Raw genomic sequence first — 18,772 nt, 5'->3', positions numbered from 1 at the left:
GGCACAAGCTGCGCCGATGAGCCACGCAGACAGTGTCCGAGAGCAAGAAGCCGGGGCAGCACAAGGGGTTAGCGCTGACGGTCCGGATATCGACCGCTATCGCTCGATCGTCTTCCCCAATGCCGTGCGCGAATTACGCAAGCAACAGGGCTTCGCCAGGCTGCTCGGATTGTCGGCCGTATTGCCGGACATCCCCTATGTCCGCCTCTCCAAGATCGAACGCGGCGAGGTCGTCGCCAAGGCCAGCGAGTTGCGCAGCATTGCGATGGCGATGCGCGTCGCGCCCGAGGATCTGTTGCTCGATATCGACGATCCGGCGTTCGACATCGCCGCATGGGCGACGGAATTGCAGGACCTGACCGACGAGGAGATCGCCGAGGATCGCTTTGCGGTGCTGCTCGCCGCGGCGATCCGCGCGCGGCGCGATGCCGATCGGTCGCTGTCGATCGTCAACGTCGAACGCCGCTTCGGCATCGCGCCGGTGATCCTGTCGCGGCTGGAGAACGGCTACAAGCCGCTCGGCCGCTGGAACGCGCAGACCGTGCGTGCGGTCTGCCAGTTGCTCGACGTCACGGATGCGGAGAGCCTGCGCGCGCATGTCGCGCGGGCCGATACCGATGGCACGCTGCGCGCCTATCTGCCCGCCGCGGCGAGCAGCGCGGCGCGGATCGAGAAGACGCGCGCCCGCGTCGCGCTGTTGCGCGAGGAATTGCACGATCCCGCGCAGCCGGCGGCGATCCGCGTCAAGGCCGCGCAACCGCCGCGCGTCGCGTCCGCCGCGACGTCGCCGGACGGGGTGGACGCCGCCGTCCTTGCCGCGATCGAACGGTCCGAGACCGCGACGGTGCGATTGGTGCCGGTGTTCGGCGCGCCGCTCGCCGACGGACTGGTCGAGCGCGTGCCGGTCGGCCGCACCGTCGAGGCGCCGCGCCATGCCCAGCTCAACAGCTACGGCCTGCGCGTCTGCCGGGCGACGTTGGGGCCGGCGCTGCCCGCGCATGCGATCGTGGTGGTCGATCCGGACCGCTTCCCATCCTCCGGCGGGCTCGCCGTCGTGCGCGAGGCGGGCGGGCTGCGCCTGCTGGTCGTCACTTTCGATCGCCAAGGCCGGATGATCGGCTACAGCGTCAATCCCGACCGCGAGATCGAGCTCGACACGCTCGACGCCGCCGACGTCGGTACCGTCGTCGCGGTGCTGCTCGACTGACGCCACCACAATCCGGCACGGGATAGGACGGGCGAGCATCGGCGCGCGCTCAATAACTCGAATTGATCGCGATCGGCATCGTCGGATCAAAGCGCGACAGATGACCTTGCGCACCATAGGTCGAGGTGGCGCGCCCGGCGAGCCGCTTCGCCTCGCTGGTGATCGCGCCGATCATTTCCACCGACAGATCGATCTGCCGCTCCAGCGCCGCGGCATTGGCGGCGGAGATCGGCTCCAGCCGCGCGAGCAGCTCTTCGAGCCGCGCGCGTTGCGCCTCGTCGAGCGACCGGTTCCAGTCGACCGTGCTGCGCCCGTAAGCGGCGGTCATCTGTTCGAGCTGGCCGACCAGCCGCACCTTGGTCGCCGCCAGCTCGGGCAGCGCCGCGCCGAACGGGCTTTCCTGCAGATGCCGCGTCTCCTCCTCCATCAGCATCAGCAGCGAGTCGAGCACGTCGGTCAGCCGGTCGATCATGCGCCGCCCTCCTGCAAGGCGATGATCTGGTTGAGCACCGCCGGGGCGAGACCGAACCCGCCGCGTCGTGCGATCGCATCGCCCATCTTCTCGGCGAGCACGCCGCGGAACATCTCCTCGCCATGGCCGCCGCTGAACGGCCCGTCCGACGGCGCGGTGTCCATCATGATCCGCACCATCTGGCCGACGAACACCGCCTCGAACGATTGCGCGGTCGCCGCCGGATCGTTGGCCGTGCGGATCGGCTGCGGCGCCGGCGTCGCGGCGGGCAAAGCGGCGGAAAGACTGTTGTCCATCATTGTACCTCGATTTCCGCCTGGAGCGCGCCAGCGGTGCGCAGCGCCTGGAGCACGGTGATCAGATCGCGGGGGCTGACCCCGAAAGCGTTCAATCCGGCGACCAGCGACACCAGCGACGTCGCATTGTGCAGGACGCCGAGCCCGCGGCCGTTGCCATCGCTCACCCCGATCTGGGTACGCGGCAGCACTTCGGTGGTGCCGTTGGAGAAGGGGCCGGGTTGCGACGCGACCGGCGTCTCGGCGATGCTGATCGTCAGCCCGCCCTGCGCGATCGCGACCGGGCTGATCCGCACGTCGGCGCCCATCACCACCGTCCCCGACGCCTCGTTGATGACGACGCGGGCGGGCAGGTCGACCTCGACCGGCAGCTCCTCGATTCTCGCGACGAGATCGATGACGTGATCCACCGAGCCTGCCGGCGGCGCGAGTTCGATCGTGCCGGGGTCGAGCACCCGCGCGACGCGGTCGAAACGGCGGTTGATCACCTCGGCGATGCGAAAGGCGGTGGTGAAATCGGGGTTCTTGAGCGCGAGCTTCAGCGTCGTCGCGGTGCGCAGCGAATAGGGCACTTCGCGTTCGACGATCGCCCCGCCGGCGATGCGCGCCGAGGTGGTCACGCCGCGGCTGATCGAGGCGGCGGCGCCCTGCGCGCGGAAGCCCGACACCGACAGCGGCCCCTGTGCGACCGCATAGATCTCCCCGTCGAGCCCGCGCAGCGAGGTGACGAGCAGCAGGCCGCCCTGCAAACTGGTGGCGTCGCCCATCGCGGCGATCTGCACGTCGATCGTACTGCCGGCGCGCGCGAAGGCGGGCAGGGTCGCGGTCACCGAGACGGCGGCGACGTTCTGCGTCCGCATCGTGTCGCCGCGGATATTGACCCCCATCCGTTCGAGCATCGACTGGATGCGGCTCATGCTCTCCGAATGGCCGAGGCAGATCACGCCGCCCGGCCGCATGCTGTCGTAGAGCGTCTCGACCGCCTCGCGCCGCGACACGTCGTCGAAATAGATCAGCATGTTGCGGCAGAAGATCACGTCGATGTCGCGGAACCGGCGCATCGCCATCGCGTCCGACACGTTGACGACGGTGAAGTCGATCGACTGGCGCAGCGCGTCGCAGATGCGGAAGCCCTCGGCGTGCGGCGTGAAATACTTGCCCTTGAGCTGCGCCGAGAGGCGATGGAGCGCGCGATCGCTGTAGATGCCGGCGCGGGCATCGGCGATGACGCGGCTGTCGATGTCGGAGGCGAGGATCTGGATGTCATAGGCATCGGCCTGCGGCCAATTCTCCAGGATCTGCATCGCGATCGAATAGGGTTCCTCGCCGGTCGAACAGGGCAGCGACCAGATGCGGATCGGCTTTCCCGGTGCACGGTTCCTGGCGATCTCGGGCAGGACGTGCTGGACCAGAGCGTCGAACTGATAGTCCTCGCGGTAGAAATAGGTCTCGTTGACCGTCATCGCGTTGACGAGATGCTGCATCTCGACGCCCGACGTCTCGAAACGCACCAGCGTGAAATAGTCGCGGAACGTCGTCTTGCCCGTCGCCAGGATACGATCCTGCAGCCGGCGCTCGACGAAATAGGCCTTGGTGTCGCTGAACATCATGCCGGTCTTGCGATAGAAAAACTCGCAGAACTTGGCGTAATCCTGTGGCGTGATGGCCGGTGCGCCCGGTGGCGGCGCGGCGGCGGCGGCGGCGGATCTGGAGGCGCTCAGCACCGGTTGATCCTCTGCGCGGTGACCTGCACCGCGAAGGCGATGAAGCTGTCGCCGGGGAAGCGGTCGGGCAGAGCGAGCAGCGCCGGCAGGGCGGTCTCGTCGCCGATCTCCGCCAGCCCGTCGGTCGCCGCGGCGCAGACGTTGACGTGCGCGTCGTCCAGAGCGGCGACGAGCCATGCGGCGGCACGCGGATGCGGGAGCACGCTGAGCAGGTTCGCGGTGAAGATGCGCACGTCGTCGTCGGCATCGCGCAGCAGTTGTTCGACATGCGGCGCGACCTCGTCGGGCATCGCCGCGAGACCTTCCAGCGCGGCATTGCGCTGCGGCGCGCCTTCGCTGCGCAGCAACGGCAGCAGCGCCGTCACGACCTCGGGCGAGCGCCGCCGGATCAGCGCCGCCATGATCGCCTCGCGCACGCTCGGCGCATTCTCCTCGGCGAGGCGGGCGCAGAGCGGGGCGACGCCGTCGGCATGCGCCTCCAGCCCGCGCACCGCGGCGCGGCGATCCGCCCCGCTCGGCGAGGCGAGCAGATCGACCAGATCGGCGAGCGTACAGGCCGCCGCGGACGATGGTTCGGCGGGGGTATCGATAGGGGCTTTGACCAGCGGCACGGTGCGTATCCTGTTGATTATGACGCGTGAGCGCGCCGGTTCGAAGCGAGCCAGATGGCGATCTGTCCGGCAATGGCGTCGCTCGCCAGAACGAGGTTGGCGCCCGCGCGGCGGATGAGTTCGTAGGGCATGCCGAACACCGCGCTGCTGTCGGCGTCCTGTGCGATCGTCCGCATGCCGCGGCGGTGACAGCGCGCCATCGCCTCCGCGCCGTCGTCGCCCATGCCGGTGAGCTGGACGCCGATCAGCCGGTCGGCGGGTACGTGCTCGGCGGCGCTCTCAACCAGCCGGGTGACGCTGGGATGCCAGGCATGCTGTTCGCTCGCCGGCACCGACATTGCGGTGAGCACGCCACCGCGGCGGGCGACGATCATGTCGGCATCGCCGCGCGCGATATAGACGTTGCCGCCGAGCAGCGGCGTCGGCGCGCGCACCTCCTGCACGGGGATCGCGCACAAGGCGTCGAGCCGGCGCGCGAAGACGCCGGTGAAGCTGCTCGGCATGTGCTGCGCGACCAGCACCGGCCACGGCAGCGTGGCCGGGAGTGCGGGCAGGATCGTCTCGAGCACGGACGGGCCGCCGGTCGAGACGCCGAGGATGACGAGGCCCGGCTCGGTGGTGCCGTCCTTCATCATCCGTGCGGGTGGCGGCGCGGGGGCGGAGGGCGGCGGCTTGACCACCCCGGCGCGTCCGCGCACCCGCGCGCCCGCCGCCACCTTCACCTTGGCGACGAGCTGCGCGGCGATCTCGTCGAGCGACAGCGAGATCGTACCGCCCGGTTTCTGCACGAAGTCGAGCGCGCCGAGGCTGAGCGCCTGCAACGTGGTCTCCGCCCCCGCGGCGGTGATCGAGGAGACCATGATGACCGCGCGCGGACTGCCGACCATGATCCGCGACAGACAGGTGATGCCGTCCATCTCGGGCATGTTGACGTCGAGCGTGACGACCTGCGGGTCGAATGCCTCGACGAGCTCCAGCGCCTCGGCGCCGTTGCGCGCGGTGCGAACCTCGAAGCCGGGTTGCTGTTGGAGGAGCTGGGCGAGGTGACGGCGCATCAGCGCGGAATCATCGACGACGAGGACACGGGTCATGGCAGGCTCAGGCGGCGAGCGCCGGCTGGTGCGGCGGAAGCAGCGCGTCGGCCGCCGGCTCGATCAGGCAATCGACGTCGAGCAGCTGGATCATGCGGTTCTGCGCGGTGAGATTGGCGACGCCGCGCACGACCTTGGCGCGGCTGCCCGACAGATCGGGCGCCGCCGAGATCGTCGCCTCGGGAATGCGGCCGACTTCCGACACGCTGTCGACGATGAAGCCGACGTGCTGGCCGTGGATGGTGAAGACCATGATCCGCTGGCGGTCGGACCGGACCGCCTCTTCGAGGTCGAAGCGGCGGCGCTGGTCGATCACCGGCAACACGGTGCCGCGCAGGTTGATGACGCCCTCGACGAAATCGGGGGTGCCGGGAACGTGGGTGAGCTGGTCGGGAACGCGGACGATCTCCTGCACCGCCTCGACCGGCACGCCATATTCCTCGCCCATCAGGCGGAAGATCACATATTGCGCGTCTTCGGTCGTCGCATCGCTCATCGTGGCATCTCCTTCGGCGGCGCCGTCCGCTGCGGCACCGGCATCGCCCTGCGTGGCGCGCAGCGCGCGCAATTCGTCGACGTCGAACATCGCGTCCGCCGACAGCACCGACACCAGCCGGCGGCCTTCGTCGAGGCGGCAGATCGCGCGGATATCGCTGTGCCCGTCCTGCGAATGGAGCGCGGCGGGCACCGGCTCGACCAGCGCGCGCTCGACGCGCAGTACCGCCTTCACCTTGTCCATCACGACGCCGACCGACAGCGCCTCGCCGTCGCGCTCGCCGGGCAACGAGACGACGACGACCTTGTTGGCGTCGGTGAACGCCTCCACCGGCATGCCGAACATCGTGCGCAGCGACACCAGCGGCAGCAGCCGGTTGCGCAGCGTCGTCACGCCCAGCACGTGGCCGGAAGTGCCGGGCACCTGCGTGATCGCGGCGGGCAGCTGGACGATCTCCTGCACCTCGCCGATCGGGAAGGCATATTCCTGGCCGTCGACTTCGAAACTGACCAACTGGTCCTCGTCGGCGGCAGCGTCGGCGACGTCGTCGTCCAGCGTCAGCGCGGTCGGCCCGGCGACGTCGGCGAGGCGCAGCGCCGCGTCCTGCGCCGCAAAGGTGCGGCCGATCGACTTGGACACGTCGAGCACCATGACGATGCCGCGGCCGTCCTCCTCCTTGATCATGCCGGTGAGCAATTCGGTGTCGATCGTCGCCTGGATCTGCGTCACCGGCTCCAGCCGCTCGCGCTCGACGGTGACGACATTGGCGACGCGATCGACCATCAGGCCGACCGGGTGGCCGTGATCTAGCACGACGACGCGGCTGGCGTCGTCGCTCAGCACCGGCGGCAGGCCGAACAGATGGCGCAGGTCGAGCACCGGCAGCACCGTGCCGCGCAGATTGGCGAGCCCCATCAGCGCCGGCGGGCTGAGCGGCATCCGCACCACGTCGGGTACGCGGATGATCTCCTTCACCTGTTCCAGCGGCACGGCGAACATCTCGCCGGCGCTGTGGAAGATCACGAACTGGCAGAGGCCAGCGCGGTCATGGTCTGCGGCATTGGAGTCGGCGGAGGCGATGGCCTCCGCCGGGATCGTCGTCGTCTCGGTCATGCGCCCGTCCTTTCGTCGCGGTCGGGGATCAGGCGGCCTGCAGTTCGTCGGCCAGCGAGGCGATCTCTTCGATCGCGGCGGCGAGCTGTTCGGCGCCGCGTGCCTGTTCGCGGGCGGCGTTGCTCGCCTCGTTCGAGGTGCGCACCGCCTGTTGCGCGGCGGTGGCGATCTGCTCGATCGCGACCTGCGTCTCGCCGAGCGCGCGGGCGACCTCGCCGGCGGCATCGGAGATCTCGCCGTTGCCGCGCACGACCTCGCTCACGTCGACGGCGATCCGCTCCAGCCCGGTGGAGATCGCCCGGCTCTTCTCGACCTCGGCGGCGGCGGTGTCGGCGATGTCCTGCAAATCGGTGCGAACGATGCCGATCGTGTCCTGGATGCTCTTCACCGTATCCTTGATCCGCTCGGCATTTTCCGCCGAATCGCGGGCGAGGTTGCGGATGTCGGTCGACACGACGGCGAAGCCCTTGCCGAATTCACCCGCCCGCGCCGCCTCGACCGAGCCGCTGACCGCGAGCATGTTGGTCTGGATCGACACGGTGGTGATCGCATCGATGATCTTGTCGATACGGCGGCTGACCTGTTCCAGCGCGCTGATCTGGTCGCGGCTGTTGCGGCCGGCGGCGACCGATGCGGCGACGCCCTGCATCATCGCACCGACCAATGTCTTGTTCTCGTCGAGCAATCTGGCGATCTCCTCGCCCTTCTCGGCGCCGGACGCGGCGGCTTGCGCGGCGGCCTTGGCATTCTGTTCGATCTGTTCGATCGCCGTTGCCGACTGCTGGGTGGCGGCGGCGGACTGCTGCGAGCCGCGATTGATCTGCTCCAGGGCGGTCGAAACCTGCACCGACGCGCGGTTGATCTCCTCGACCGCGCTCGACAATTCCTCGGCCGCCGACGCGACTTCCTCGGCGCTCTTGCTGATGTTGGTGCTGTTCTTCAGCTCTTCGGACAGCTGGCCGAGTTCCTGCGCGGCCTGTTCGCTCTGTTCGAGCGCGCCGGTCTGCTGTTCGATCGTGTTGCTCGATTCCTGGCAGGCGGCGGCCTGTTCCTCGGCGGCAGCGGCGATCACCTCGGCGCCCTTCAGCGCTTCGTTGGCCGCCTGTACGGCATCCTCGGCGCCGCTGGCGATCAGGGTACAGCCCTTCAGGATGTCGGCCATCTCCTCGCGGATGCGGTCGAGCCCGGCGGTGACGATCGTACCCTTCTGCGCCTCCTCGCGCGCCGAGGTCGCCGATGTCTCGATGCCCTCGGCAACCTGCCGCACGTCGTCCTGCACCTGGACGATGAGGTCCTGGATGTCGCGCGCCGACTTCTCGCTCGTTTCGGCGAGGGTGCGGACCTCGTCGGCGACGACGGCGAAGCCCTTGCCGTGCTGGCCAGCACGCGCCGCCTCGATCGCGGCGTTGAGCGCGAGCAGGTTGGTCTGGTCGGCGATGCGCGCCACGGCCTTGACCACCTCGCCGATCGCGCTTGCCTGACGGTCGAGTTCCTCGACCAGCTTGACCGATGCCTCCTGACGCTCGGAGGCGCGGACGATCGCGCCCAGCGAATTGGCGACGTCGCTGCCCGTCGTCGCGACGAGGTCGGCCAGCGCCTGGGTCAGCGTCGCCGAGTCGTCGGCACGCGTCTTCATGTCGCGCAGGCGATCGGTGGCGAGCGTCATCGACTTCATCGTCTGCTGCGCCGCGGCCGAGGCCTGTTCGGCGCCGACGCTGATCTGCTCGGCGGCCTTGCGCAGCTCCTCGGACGCCGACGAGGCTTCGGCAATGCCGCTGGACAGTTCGGCGGTGGCGGAAGCGAGTCGTTCGGAGCCCTTCTGCTGGCGGGCGAACGTCCTGGCGCGACGCTTTTCGGCGTCTGCGGTCAGGCGGACGCTGCTGCTGTTCATGCCGCCGGAACGAGCGCTGGTCTCGCCGGGAAGGGACATCGTGCTTTTCTTGGCGAGGGACATCGCAGGCTCCACTTGACGTTGTTGTGCCCGGCTATGACTCATTTCGTAATGATTGGTTAAAAATGGACATAACCTCCCCGCCAATCGTTTACTCAACTAAGTGGTTGATTTTGAACAGCTTCCTGCGGATGCTAGACGATCGTGGCGTCCCGCCATCGGCAGTTTGGACCGGCGTCACAAGGGTTTAGGCAAGCACGGCTGCCGGGGAGAGCCCCGGCGGAAAAGGTGAAAAATTCGCGAGAGGCCTCGGCTCGGCGCATGTTTCTACCAACGTCGGCCAGTTCGCTGTTCGCTTATGCGAACGGATCGCGATACCGCAATGCTTCCAACACAAGCGCAAATGCCGCCGAAGGTTGGCGGCGCGACGGATAGTAAAGGTGATAGCCGTCGAACGGTGCGCACCAATCGGCGAGCAGGCGGACGAGCGACCCGTCGGCGACCGGGGTCAGGACCCGATCCTCGACGACGTGCGCGAGGCCATGGCCGGCGCGTGCCGCGGTCAGGATCAGGTCGACGTCGTTGACGACGATCCGGCCCTCGACCTTGACGTTGAGCACGCGGCCATCCTTTTCATATTCCCAGACATACAGGCTGCCGTTGGGCATCCGCCGGTTGATGCAGGCGTGGCGGGACAGATCGTGCGGCGTCGCCGGCGCCCCGTGCCGGGCGAGATAGTCCGGCGCGGCGACCGTCGCCATCCGCAGACGCGGGCCGATCGGTACGGCGATCATGTCGCGTTCCAGCCGCTCGCCGAGTCGCACGCCGGCGTCGAACCGTCCGGCGACGATGTCGGTCAGGCTCGCGTCGAGATCGAGCTCGACGCAGACGTCGGGATAGGCGGCCGCGAGCCGGTCGAGCGCCGGCCACAGGATGGATCGCGCCGGCTGTTCGGGGGTGGTGATCCGCACCGTGCCCGCCGGCTTCTCGCGCAACTCGGTCAGCGCGGCGATGCGACCGTCGATCGCGTCGAGCGCGGGCCGCAGCGTCTCGATTAGGCGTTCGCCCGCCTCGGTCGGTGCGACGCTGCGCGTGGTGCGGGTCAGCAGCCGTAGCCCCAGCTTCGTTTCGAGCCGGCGCATCGCATGGCTCAGCGCCGATTGCGACAGGCCGAGGCGAACCGCGGCGCGGGTGAAGCTGCGCTCCTCGGCGACCGTCAGGAACAACACCAGGCTGGCGAGATCTTCGCGGCGCAGATCAGAACTCATGATCGGCATTCATAGGCTCAAGCGATGCGCCCTGTCTAATCGCGCGCTCCGCGACCGCCTATCTTGCGCAAGAACCAATCGGAGGACGAATGATGCAGACGCGTATATTGGGCCGCGGGCTCGAAGTGTCGGCGCTGGGGCTGGGCTGCATGGGGCTGAGCTACGCCTATGGACCCGCCACCGAGCGAAGCGAGGCGATCCGGCTGCTGCGCGGCGCGCACGATCGCGGCGTGACCTTCTTCGACACCGCCGAGGCCTATGCGCAGGGCGCGAACGAGGATCTGCTCGGCGAAGCGCTCGCGCCGGTGCGCGACGAGGTGGTGATCGCGACCAAGTTTGGCTTCACCAACGGCGTGACCACCGAGGGGCTCGACAGCCGGCCCGAGAATATCCGTACGGTCACCGACGCGGCGCTGACCCGGCTGCGCACCGATCATATCGATCTGCTCTACCAGCACCGCGTCGACCCGAACGTGCCGATCGAGGATGTCGCGGGCACCGTGCGCGAGCTGATCCAGGCCGGCAAGGTCCGCCACTTCGGCCTGTCGGAGGCCGGGGTCGAGTCGATCCGCCGCGCGCATGCGGTGCAGCCGGTCACCGCGTTGCAAAGCGAATATTCCTTGTGGTGGCGCGAGCCGGAAGCGGAGATCCTGCCGCTGCTGGAGGAACTCGGCATCGGCTTCGTCCCGTTCGCGCCGCTCGGCCGGGGCTTCCTGACCGGCAAGATCGACGCGGACACGACGTTCGACGCCGATGACTTCCGCAGCAACGTTCCTCGTTTCGCCGCGGAGGCGCGGCAGGCCAATCAGGCGTTGGTCGATCTGATCGCGACGCTGGCGGCGGAGAAAGCGGTGACGCCGGCACAGATCGCGCTCGCCTGGCTGCTGGCGCAGCGGCCGTGGATCGTGCCGATCCCGGGAACGACGAAACTGCACCGGCTGGAGGAAAATCTGAGCGCGGCGGACGTCGTGCTGGGCGGCGACGATCTGACCCGCATCGGCGATGCGCTGGCCGGGATCGAGATCCACGGCGCACGCTATTCGCCGTCCCAGCAGCAGTTCGTCAGCCGCTGACATTTTCGCGGCGCTGTACCCCGGCGGAGGCCGGGGTACATCAGACGTTACGTATGGCTCCGGGTCACGCCGGGGGATCGCCCACGCCTTATCACCAGCCGATGGGGGCGCTTAAACCCCCATCGGCTCGTGATACGGGCAGCCGTTCACCCGCGCGCGGAAGTCGGCGGAGTGGCGATAGGGTTCGTTGCGCGCACGGTTGATGTTGCCGAGCGGGCGATGCGCGTCGAGCCCCGTCCAGATGCTGAAGCGGCTCTCCTCGTTGATCGCGCGGACGTTGTCCTCGGACCAGCTTTCCTGCGCGGCGGCGCGGACGATGCCGACGCGGTGGAACGGCGCCTCGTCCTCGTCCCATTCCACCGTCGGATCCTCGATCGGCTGGCGGTCAAGGTCGCGGCACAATTGCACGCGGAACTCCCATGCGGCGTCGATCGTGCGCATTTCGCTGCGCACTTCGTCGCGGATCGCGTCTTCGCGACCGTCGACGTCGATCGTCTTGCCGGTCAGCGCGGTCATCTCCGGCGCGATCGGCTTCAGGCTGAACTTGGCGATATAGTCACCGTAGCGGAACGGCGTGACGCTGTAATAGGTCTCGCCGAGCGGCTCGGCATTGGGGGCGCCGCCGAGCGAGTTGAGCGCCGCACTCTCGACGCCGACCGTCTCCAGCGTCGCGCGCACGCCCTGCAACACCGACGACAGCACCTTCTTGGTGCCCTCCAGCCGATCGGTTGTCTTGGCGAGCAGCTTGAGGTTGCCGAGAAACTTGTCGGCGGTCTTGGCCTGGAACACCGTGCCGTTGACCATCACGAAGTCCTGCGCATTGCCCTCGGCACCGGGCAGTCGCGCGCCCTCGACGTCGAACACCTTCATCGCCACGCCGCGCGGCAGACTGATCGCGTCGGGCAGGATGTCGCCGGCGTTGGTCGACAGGCGCAGCAGCACCTTGTGCGTGCCGGCGCTGGCGAACAGCCCCTGCGCGAGCTCGGGCGGCAGGTCGGCATCGACGGCCAATTCGCCGTCGAGCAGGGCGTGCGCCTTGGCGTGGACCGAGCGGACGGCGTGGCCATAATCCTCGGCGGTCCGTTCCAGGATCGTGTCGAAGGTGGTGCAGAGCGCGGCGATCGTCTCGCCTTCGTCGGGCTGCACGTCCTCGACGTCGGGGCGATAGCGGATGGGGGCGTCGGTCATCGAAGGTCTCCTCTTCGGGCAGGGAACGCGGGGCGGAGGATTCCGCCCCGCGTCGGGATCAGCGCGTGCGCGCCGGTGCGGCGAACGCCGCCTTCAGCCGCGCGACCGCGAGCGCATTGGCGTCCTGGGCGCCGCGCACCACCTTCGCCATGCCGAAGAATTCGTGCGTGACGCCGGGGAAGGTGCGCTGTTCGACCTTATCACCCGCCTTGCGCATCGCCGCGGCAAGCGTCTCGCCGTCCGAGCGCAGCGGATCGATCTGCGCGTTGATGATCGTCGTCGGCGGCAGCCCGCGCAGATCGGCGGCGACCAGGTTGAGCCGCGGATCCTGCGCATCGGCGGCGCGGGTCTGGTAATAATAGCCGAACCAGTCGAGCATCGCCGCATTCAACGGCTTGGCATTCGCCGAATCGCGACGCGACGGCAGCGTCTTGCTGCTGTTGGCAATCGGATAGACCGAGATGACGTGCAGCGGCGCGGTCAGGCGATTGTCGCGGGCGTAGATCGCGGTGGCGACGGCGAGATTGCCGCCGGCGCTTTCCCCGGCGAGGGCGATTTTGGCGGGATCGCCGCCCCAGCTCGCCGCATTCTGCAACGTCCAGCGATAGGCGGCGGCGGCATCGTCATGCTGCGCCGGGAATTTGAACTCGGGCGCGTGGCGATATTCGACCGAGACGACGATCGCATTGAGCGCCTTGGCCATCGCACGCGGTGCCGCGTCATAGGTATCGACATCGGCGATCACCCAGCCGCCGCCGTGATAATAGACGATCACCGGCAGCGGCGCACCGCCGGCGGGCGCGTTTGCGGGCTTGTAGATGCGCGCGAACTGCTTGGGATCGCCCCCATAGGGCTTGTCCTGCGTCGTCACCGAAGCATCGGGCGTCGTCGGCATGCCGCGCTTGGCCATCACCGCCTTGGCGCCGTCGGCGGCGGACGGCTGCATGCGCGCTTCGGCCGGGGTCAGAGTCTCGATCGGCTTGCCGCCGAGCCCGGCGAGCGCGTCGAGCACCGCCTGCATGTCGGGCGCCGCCTTGGGCGGCTGGGTCGCGGTGGCGGGCGGTGCGGGCGGTGGCGGCGCGCTCGGCGAGGGGGCGGACTGCGCCCAGACGGCGGTCGAGGCGAGCAGCGCGACGGCGACGGTGGTCGCGGTGCGCGCGGACGTGCGGGTGACGGACATGTTTTCTCCTGTTGTTACTGTCGAGGAACAACCCGGATCAATCTATGTTGCTGTACGGAACCGGACCAAAGGGCACCGGCGGAGCTGCGGGGGACGCAAACGGCGGATGGCGACGGGGTTGAAGAGCGTGATCGGCGCGCAGGATCGGGGCACCAGCAACCGGCTGCTGCTGCAACTGGCCGAGGCGGACTGGGCGCTGCTGGCCCCGCATCTGGAACGCGTGTCGTTCGCGGTGTGGGACGATATTGCCCGCGCCGGCGAGCGGATCGCCAGCGTCTGCTTCCTCAACGACGGCATCGCCGGCATCCTCGACGCGCTGGAAGGCGACCGGCGCTATGCGGTGGCGCTGGTCGGCGCGGAGGGATTCATTGGCTGGCCGCTGCTGCTCGGCGACGACCGCTCGCCCTATGACGTGACGATGCGCGCCGAACATGGCGAGGCGCTGCGCCTGCCCGCCGCGGCGCTCCTGTCCGCGCTGGAAGTGAGCGCCGGGCTGCGCAGCGTGCTGCTGCGCTTCGTCCAGACGCTGATGCTGCAAATGGGGCGGACGATCGTCTCGTCACTGGCGCACCCGATCGAGCGGCGCATGGCGCGCTGGATCCTGCTCTATCACGATCGCGTCCGCGAGGACGATATCTGCATGACGCATGAGGAGTTCCGGCTGATGCTGGGCGTGCGGCGCAGCAGCGTCACCGATGCGCTGCATCGGCTGGAGGAAGAACAGGCGATCCGGGCCTTCCGCGGCCGCGTCGTGGTGCGCGATCGCGGCAAGCTGATGCAGCTTGCCGGCGACACCTACGGGCATGCCGAGCAGGAATATCGTCGCCTGCTCGGCACCCGCTGACGCCCGGCCGGTCAGAAGCCGCGGCGTAGCGTGACGAACCACTGGCGCGGCGCGCCGGCGAGCAGCGTCTGATTGTCGCCGCTGGCGACATAGCCGTTGCTGCCGATCGTCGCGATGTAGCGCTTGTCGGTGAGGTTGGTGACGCTGCCCTCGATCGCAAGTCCCTCCAGCACGCCGCCGAGGCCGCGCAGCCGATAGCCGATGCTGGCATCGACCAGCAGCCGCGCGCCGACCGACTGGTCGTTGAGATAGGTGAAGTAGCGCTTCGTCATGTAATCGCCGCCGGCGCGCGCGAAGATGCCGCCGTCGTCATAGACGATCTCGCCCTTGACCATATGTTCGGGCGTATCGACGACGGTCTTGCCCTTGGTCGGCGACAAGACGACGCCTTTGGCGTCACGGACATCGTCCTGATAGGTCGACTTGTTGTAGGAATAGCTGGCGAACAGCGTCAGCGGCCGGACGATGCGATAGCTTGCCGACGCCTCGGCACCGTAGCTTTCGACGTTGCCGGCGTTGTTGAGGGTCGGCGGATTGCCGATGATGCCCGCGCCATTGGAAAAGGTCAGCAGGCGATTGGCGAAGTCGACGTAATAGCCGACCGCAGACAGCTGCAAGCCGCCGCTGTGCAGCCGGACGCCACCCTCGACGGTCTTCGACGTCTCCGGCTTCAAGGTCGAGCGGATCGCATCGAAACCGTCCTGCGTCGTCGCGAACGGCCCCGCCGTCGCCGCGGAAACGAAGGCACGCATGTTCTCCGTGTAGCTGGCGAATGCCTCGACGCCGCCACCCAGCCGATACAAGGCGCCGACCTGCGGCAGGAACCAATCGCGCGCCTGGATTTTGCCAGCGACCAGCGCGCCCGTGAGCAGGTTCGCTCGATTGCGTATCCGCATGCCCTTCCACCCGCCGTTCAAGGTCAGCGGACCGAGGTCGAGCGTGTCGGCGACGTGATATTGCAGCGTCTCCGTATCGTATTTGCCGTTATATTGCGTCGCGAACGGGCTGGACTGGAAGGCCAGCGTCTCGCGATTGGGGGTGCTGCCGGCAGCCATGCCGTAGAAGCGACGCGCCTGCGTAAAGGTGTTGCTTTCATACCAGCCGCCGAGTTCGAAACGGTTTGCTCCCGTCTCGACGAGCAGCCGCGTCAGATTGCCGGCCCGGTCGATGCCATATTCGGTGGTGCGAAACGAGAGCGGCGCCGGGTTGGTGATCGGTGAACCGTCGGCATTGGGCGCGCCTGCCGGCGTGGCAAGGTAGGGCGTGATCCACGATCCCTGCCCCTTGTTACGGTGATAATAGCTGGTCGACGTGATCGACAGAACGCTGGTCAATCGGGCGTCGAAGGTCAGGCCACCAAGCCAGTCGCGCCGCAGGCCGCCAGCATCGTAATAGACGTCGTCCACGGTGGCGATGCCGGTCGGAAACGACAGACCCGACGAAGGATATGGCAAAGCAGCCGTCGCGCTGCCGGCGCGCGTTTGCTGGTTGGCGTAAACCCGCCCGATCTGCAGCGCGAGCGGATAGTTGCCGGTGATGTTGTCGTTGTTCAGCCCGCGGCGGCGGATGATGTCGAGGCTGAGGTCCTGATAGTCGTTCTCGCGCCGGTCGGAGAAATCGACGAAGCCGGTGATGCTGCCGCGCTCGCCGAAATCCTTGACCAGTTTGGCATTGGCCTGATGCTGGCGCTGGACGCCCTGGCCCTTCCACTTGTCGGTGGTGAGGAAGCCGTAGCTCAGATAGCCCTTCAGCCCGCCCCCCATGTCGCCGCTCTCGGCGCGGACGAAGGCGCGATAGGTCTGGTCGCTGCCATAGGTGCCCGAGGCGACGAGATCGGCGGTTTCCGAAGGCTTGCGGCTGGTGAATTGCAGCGTGCCGCCGAGATTGCTGGTCGAGGCGGTGCCGAGCGCGCCGGCACCCTGCGCCACCGTCGTCGTCGCCAGATTTTCGGAGATGATCGCGCGGCTGATGTGCAGGCCGTTGACGTTGCCGTAACTCATGTCGCCGAGCGGCACGCCGTCCAGCGTGAAGCCGAGCTGGTTTTGATTGAAGCCGCGCAGCGAGATGCGCGTCGACCATTCATAGGCGCCGAAGGCGTCGGACGACTGGAAATTGACGCCCGGCAGCTTGGCCACCGCCTTCAGCGGCGAGGTACCGGGGGTCAGCCGTTCCATGTCGATCGCGGATACCGTCTGCACCTGCCGGCTCTGGCCAAAGCCCATGACGACGATGTCGCTGCCGGTGCCGCCGGTCGGCGTATCGTCGCTCTGCGTCACCGCAGCGGCGGTATCCTGCGGCATCTCCTGCGCTTCCGCGGTCTGCGCGAGCAGCAATGCCACCGGCGCGACGCCGACCCACCAAGTCCGTTCGATCATCTCGTCATCCCCTGCCGCCTGACGCGCGTGCAAGGCGGCTGGTGACGTGCGCCGGTGACAGAGCCGCGACGATGGCGGGACGGATCGATGACATCGGCCGTCGGCGCCGCTGCATCCGCCGATTGATTCCAGACCGTTCTATAATTGTAACAGGTCGGTTCAATATGGCCGTATTTAACGGGGTCTTCAGACTTTCGGTCCAATTTGAACGTTAGAGGCTGATTCGAAACGATGAAGAGGCCGGGATCGGCGGGATCGTCCGCCTTCATCGAAGGACCTGAAGATGTTCACCTGGTTCGCCAATCACGCGCCCATCCGTACCAAGTTCAAGGTGCTGCTCGCCTTGCATGGTACCGTGGCCGCGACCGGCGTCGTGACGACCTATCTGGCCGCCGAGGCCACGCCGGCGGCGGCAATGACCTATGTCGCCATCTCCGCCATCCTGTTCGTGGTGACGGTCGTCGCCGTGCTGGTCAGCGGCAAAGTAATCAGTGATCCCTATGTCGCATCGGTCGTCCGCATGGAGGAACTGGCCGCGGGTGACCTCAAGACGCCGATCCCGTTCGCCGACCATCGCGATTGCATCGGCCGGATGTCGCGCGCGGTCAGCGTCTTCAAACAGAATGCCGAAACCGTCCAGGCCGCCGCCGCGGCGCAGCAGCAGGTCGTCGGCACGCTCGGCGAGGGGCTGACGCGGCTCGCGGCGAGCGATCTCAGCTTCCGGATCGAGCAGAGCTTCCCGGCCGATTACGAGCGGGTGCGCGTCGACTATAATCGCGCGCTGGACGCGGTCGCCGAGACGATGCGCGCCGTGACCGACGCGACCAGCGGCATCAACAACGGCGCGATCGACATCCGCCAGGCGTCCGACGATTTGTCGCAGCGCACCGAACAGCAGGCGGCGAGCCTGGAGGAAACCGCCGCGGCGATGGACGAGATCACCTCGACCGTCCGCCAGACCGCCGCGGGTGCGGTGCGTGCCAACAGCGTCGTCGAGGAAGCGCGCATCGAGGCGGAGCAATCGGGGCAGGTCGTCCGCCGCGCGGTCGACGCGATGGGCGGGATCGAGCGCGCCTCGAACGAAATCTCCGACATCATCTCGGTGATCGACGGCATCGCCTTCCAGACCAACCTGCTGGCGCTCAACGCCGGCGTCGAGGCGGCGCGGGCCGGTGACGCGGGCCGCGGCTTCGCGGTCGTCGCCTCCGAAGTGCGCGCGCTCGCCCAGCGTTCGGCCGAAGCGGCCAAGGACGTCAAGACGCGCATCACCGCCTCGTCCGAACAGGTCGACGCCGGCGTCGAGCTGGTCAGCGAGACCGGCAAGGCGCTCGACCGGATCATCGGTCGCATCGGCGAGATCAGCACGCTGGTCGGCCAGATCGCCTCGGCCGCCGAGCAGCAGGCGACCGGTCTGCAACAGGTCAACACCGCGGTCAGCGAGATGGACGGCGTGACCCAGCAGAATGCCGCGATGGTCGAGGAAGCGACCGCCGCCGCGCGCAGCCTGTCGGCCGAGGCGGACGAACTCGCCCGTCAGGTCGCGCGCTTCAAGCTGACCGCCGGCGAACCCGTGCTGCGCGCGGTGCCGGTGGTGCATCAGTTGCAGGATCGTGCCGCCGACGCCGGCCGCCGCATCGCCCGGTCGGCGCGCCGCACCGGTACCGGCGGCGGTGGCACCGCGGTTGCGGTGGCAACGGACGATTGGTCGGAATTCTAAGCCATCGCGACCGGCCACCGCCGGTCCGCTCTAGGAAGATAGAAGGGAAGGGGGGCAGCGTGCAGTTTCATCGTATCGATCATCGCGATCATGCTCGCCGCCGCTCTTCCGTCGGCCTTACCGGCTACGAACCCGTCGTCGCACGCAGCCGGAGCCGCCATCGGCCGATTACACCCAAAATGGGTGGTCAACGTCGCGTTAAGTCGATGCTGCCACCCCCCATCGT

15 protein-coding genes and 1 pseudogene are annotated in these 18,772 nt (G+C 68.0%); 4 read left to right on the top strand and 12 right to left on the bottom strand.

From position 1 onward, the window contains the following. The first annotated feature begins 124 nt into the window (after positions 1-124). Positions 125-1,207: an XRE family transcriptional regulator gene (locus MC45_RS08200; protein WP_156143805.1), complete on the top strand. Its 1,083-nt coding sequence runs from the start codon at positions 125-127 to the stop codon at positions 1,205-1,207. Between the two features lie 49 nt (positions 1,208-1,256). On the opposite strand, the gene MC45_RS08195 is transcribed toward MC45_RS08200, so the two are convergent. The 9 genes and pseudogenes from MC45_RS08195 to MC45_RS08160 all read right to left on the bottom strand — a co-directional run bounded on the left by MC45_RS08195 (position 1,257) and on the right by MC45_RS08160 (position 10,157). Beyond that, on the bottom strand, positions 1,257-1,679 hold the full coding sequence (locus tag MC45_RS08195) for a flagellar export chaperone FlgN (RefSeq protein ID WP_038661700.1): 423 nt from the start codon (positions 1,677-1,679) through the stop codon (positions 1,257-1,259). Continuing rightward, positions 1,676-1,975: a rod-binding protein gene (locus MC45_RS08190; RefSeq protein WP_038661697.1), complete on the bottom strand. Its 300-nt coding sequence runs from the start codon at positions 1,973-1,975 to the stop codon at positions 1,676-1,678. The genes MC45_RS08195 and MC45_RS08190 overlap by 4 nt, the downstream gene beginning before the upstream one ends. After that, entirely contained in the window at positions 1,975-3,438 is a 1,464-nt protein-coding gene (flgI, locus tag MC45_RS19935; RefSeq protein ID WP_281177495.1) for a flagellar basal body P-ring protein FlgI, read from the bottom strand. The genes MC45_RS08190 and flgI overlap by 1 nt, the downstream gene beginning before the upstream one ends. Positions 3,439-3,492: 54 nt before the next feature. Next, positions 3,493-3,699 (bottom strand): annotated as a pseudogene (locus MC45_RS19930) (hypothetical protein); the annotation flags it as partial. Beyond that, a complete protein-coding gene (locus MC45_RS08180) occupies positions 3,693-4,310 on the bottom strand; it encodes a HEAT repeat domain-containing protein (protein ID WP_156143804.1) in 618 nt (205 codons plus the stop codon). The pseudogene MC45_RS19930 and the gene MC45_RS08180, both read right to left, overlap by 7 nt. A 17-nt stretch (positions 4,311-4,327) precedes the next feature. Further along, positions 4,328-5,401, bottom strand: a complete 1,074-nt coding sequence (cheB, locus tag MC45_RS08175; RefSeq protein ID WP_038661694.1) for a chemotaxis-specific protein-glutamate methyltransferase CheB — start codon at positions 5,399-5,401, stop codon at positions 4,328-4,330. A gap of 7 nt (positions 5,402-5,408) precedes the next feature. Continuing rightward, positions 5,409-7,010, bottom strand: a complete 1,602-nt coding sequence (locus MC45_RS08170; protein ID WP_052075577.1) for a chemotaxis protein CheW — start codon at positions 7,008-7,010, stop codon at positions 5,409-5,411. A gap of 28 nt (positions 7,011-7,038) precedes the next feature. Continuing rightward, positions 7,039-8,964 (bottom strand): methyl-accepting chemotaxis protein, encoded by a 1,926-nt coding sequence (locus MC45_RS08165; protein WP_038666894.1) that lies wholly within the window; start codon positions 8,962-8,964, stop codon positions 7,039-7,041. A gap of 293 nt (positions 8,965-9,257) precedes the next feature. Beyond that, positions 9,258-10,157 carry a LysR family transcriptional regulator gene (locus MC45_RS08160; protein WP_038666891.1) on the bottom strand — a complete coding sequence of 300 codons (900 nt, stop codon included), beginning with the start codon at positions 10,155-10,157 and terminating at the stop codon, positions 9,258-9,260. Between the two features lie 104 nt (positions 10,158-10,261). On the opposite strand from MC45_RS08160, the gene MC45_RS08155 reads away from it, so the two are divergent. Beyond that, positions 10,262-11,242 carry an aldo/keto reductase gene (locus MC45_RS08155; RefSeq protein WP_038666888.1) on the top strand — a complete coding sequence of 327 codons (981 nt, stop codon included), beginning with the start codon at positions 10,262-10,264 and terminating at the stop codon, positions 11,240-11,242. Between the two features lie 111 nt (positions 11,243-11,353). Here MC45_RS08155 and MC45_RS08150 read toward each other — a convergent pair whose 3' ends face one another. After that, complete coding sequence (locus tag MC45_RS08150) at positions 11,354-12,430, bottom strand: catalase family protein (RefSeq protein ID WP_038661691.1); 1,077 nt, start codon at positions 12,428-12,430, stop codon at positions 11,354-11,356. Between the two features lie 58 nt (positions 12,431-12,488). Then, positions 12,489-13,610 carry an alpha/beta hydrolase gene (locus MC45_RS08145; RefSeq protein ID WP_052075576.1) on the bottom strand — a complete coding sequence of 374 codons (1,122 nt, stop codon included), beginning with the start codon at positions 13,608-13,610 and terminating at the stop codon, positions 12,489-12,491. A gap of 106 nt (positions 13,611-13,716) precedes the next feature. On the opposite strand from MC45_RS08145, the gene MC45_RS08140 reads away from it, so the two are divergent. Then, entirely contained in the window at positions 13,717-14,454 is a 738-nt protein-coding gene (locus tag MC45_RS08140; RefSeq protein ID WP_052075575.1) for a Crp/Fnr family transcriptional regulator, read from the top strand. Between the two features lie 11 nt (positions 14,455-14,465). Here the strand turns inward: MC45_RS08140 and MC45_RS08135 are convergent, their stop codons facing one another. Next, positions 14,466-16,829 carry a TonB-dependent receptor gene (locus tag MC45_RS08135; protein ID WP_038661688.1) on the bottom strand — a complete coding sequence of 788 codons (2,364 nt, stop codon included), beginning with the start codon at positions 16,827-16,829 and terminating at the stop codon, positions 14,466-14,468. A 283-nt stretch (positions 16,830-17,112) separates the two neighbouring features. Here MC45_RS08135 and MC45_RS08130 point away from each other — a divergent pair, with 283 nt between their 5' ends. After that, complete coding sequence (locus MC45_RS08130; RefSeq protein ID WP_038661685.1) at positions 17,113-18,546, top strand: methyl-accepting chemotaxis protein; 1,434 nt, start codon at positions 17,113-17,115, stop codon at positions 18,544-18,546. Positions 18,547-18,772 lie beyond the last annotated feature (226 nt).

This window comes from Sphingomonas taxi, assembly GCF_000764535.1.
Lineage (GTDB): Bacteria > Pseudomonadota > Alphaproteobacteria > Sphingomonadales > Sphingomonadaceae > Sphingomonas > Sphingomonas taxi.
This window is presented reverse-complemented; position numbering and strand designations above follow the sequence as displayed.

Excerpts from the sequence above, each read along its gene's own strand:
- MC45_RS08195 (WP_038661700.1), bottom strand. The coding sequence starts at position 1,679 with ATGATCGACCGGCTGACCGACGTGCTCGACTCGCTGCTGATGCTGATG.
- MC45_RS08190 (WP_038661697.1), bottom strand. The coding sequence starts at position 1,975 with ATGGACAACAGTCTTTCCGCCGCTTTGCCCGCCGCGACGCCGGCGCCG.
- flgI (WP_281177495.1), bottom strand. The coding sequence starts at position 3,438 with ATGACGGTCAACGAGACCTATTTCTACCGCGAGGACTATCAGTTCGAC.
- cheB (WP_038661694.1), bottom strand. The coding sequence starts at position 5,401 with ATGACCCGTGTCCTCGTCGTCGATGATTCCGCGCTGATGCGCCGTCAC.
- MC45_RS08170 (WP_052075577.1), bottom strand. The coding sequence starts at position 7,010 with ATGACCGAGACGACGACGATCCCGGCGGAGGCCATCGCCTCCGCCGAC.
- MC45_RS08165 (WP_038666894.1), bottom strand. The coding sequence starts at position 8,964 with ATGTCCCTCGCCAAGAAAAGCACGATGTCCCTTCCCGGCGAGACCAGC.
- MC45_RS08155 (WP_038666888.1), top strand. The coding sequence starts at position 10,262 with ATGCAGACGCGTATATTGGGCCGCGGGCTCGAAGTGTCGGCGCTGGGG.
- MC45_RS08150 (WP_038661691.1), bottom strand. The coding sequence starts at position 12,430 with ATGACCGACGCCCCCATCCGCTATCGCCCCGACGTCGAGGACGTGCAG.
- MC45_RS08145 (WP_052075576.1), bottom strand. The coding sequence starts at position 13,610 with ATGTCCGTCACCCGCACGTCCGCGCGCACCGCGACCACCGTCGCCGTC.
- MC45_RS08140 (WP_052075575.1), top strand. The coding sequence starts at position 13,717 with ATGGCGACGGGGTTGAAGAGCGTGATCGGCGCGCAGGATCGGGGCACC.
- MC45_RS08135 (WP_038661688.1), bottom strand. The coding sequence starts at position 16,829 with ATGATCGAACGGACTTGGTGGGTCGGCGTCGCGCCGGTGGCATTGCTG.
- MC45_RS08130 (WP_038661685.1), top strand. The coding sequence starts at position 17,113 with ATGTTCACCTGGTTCGCCAATCACGCGCCCATCCGTACCAAGTTCAAG.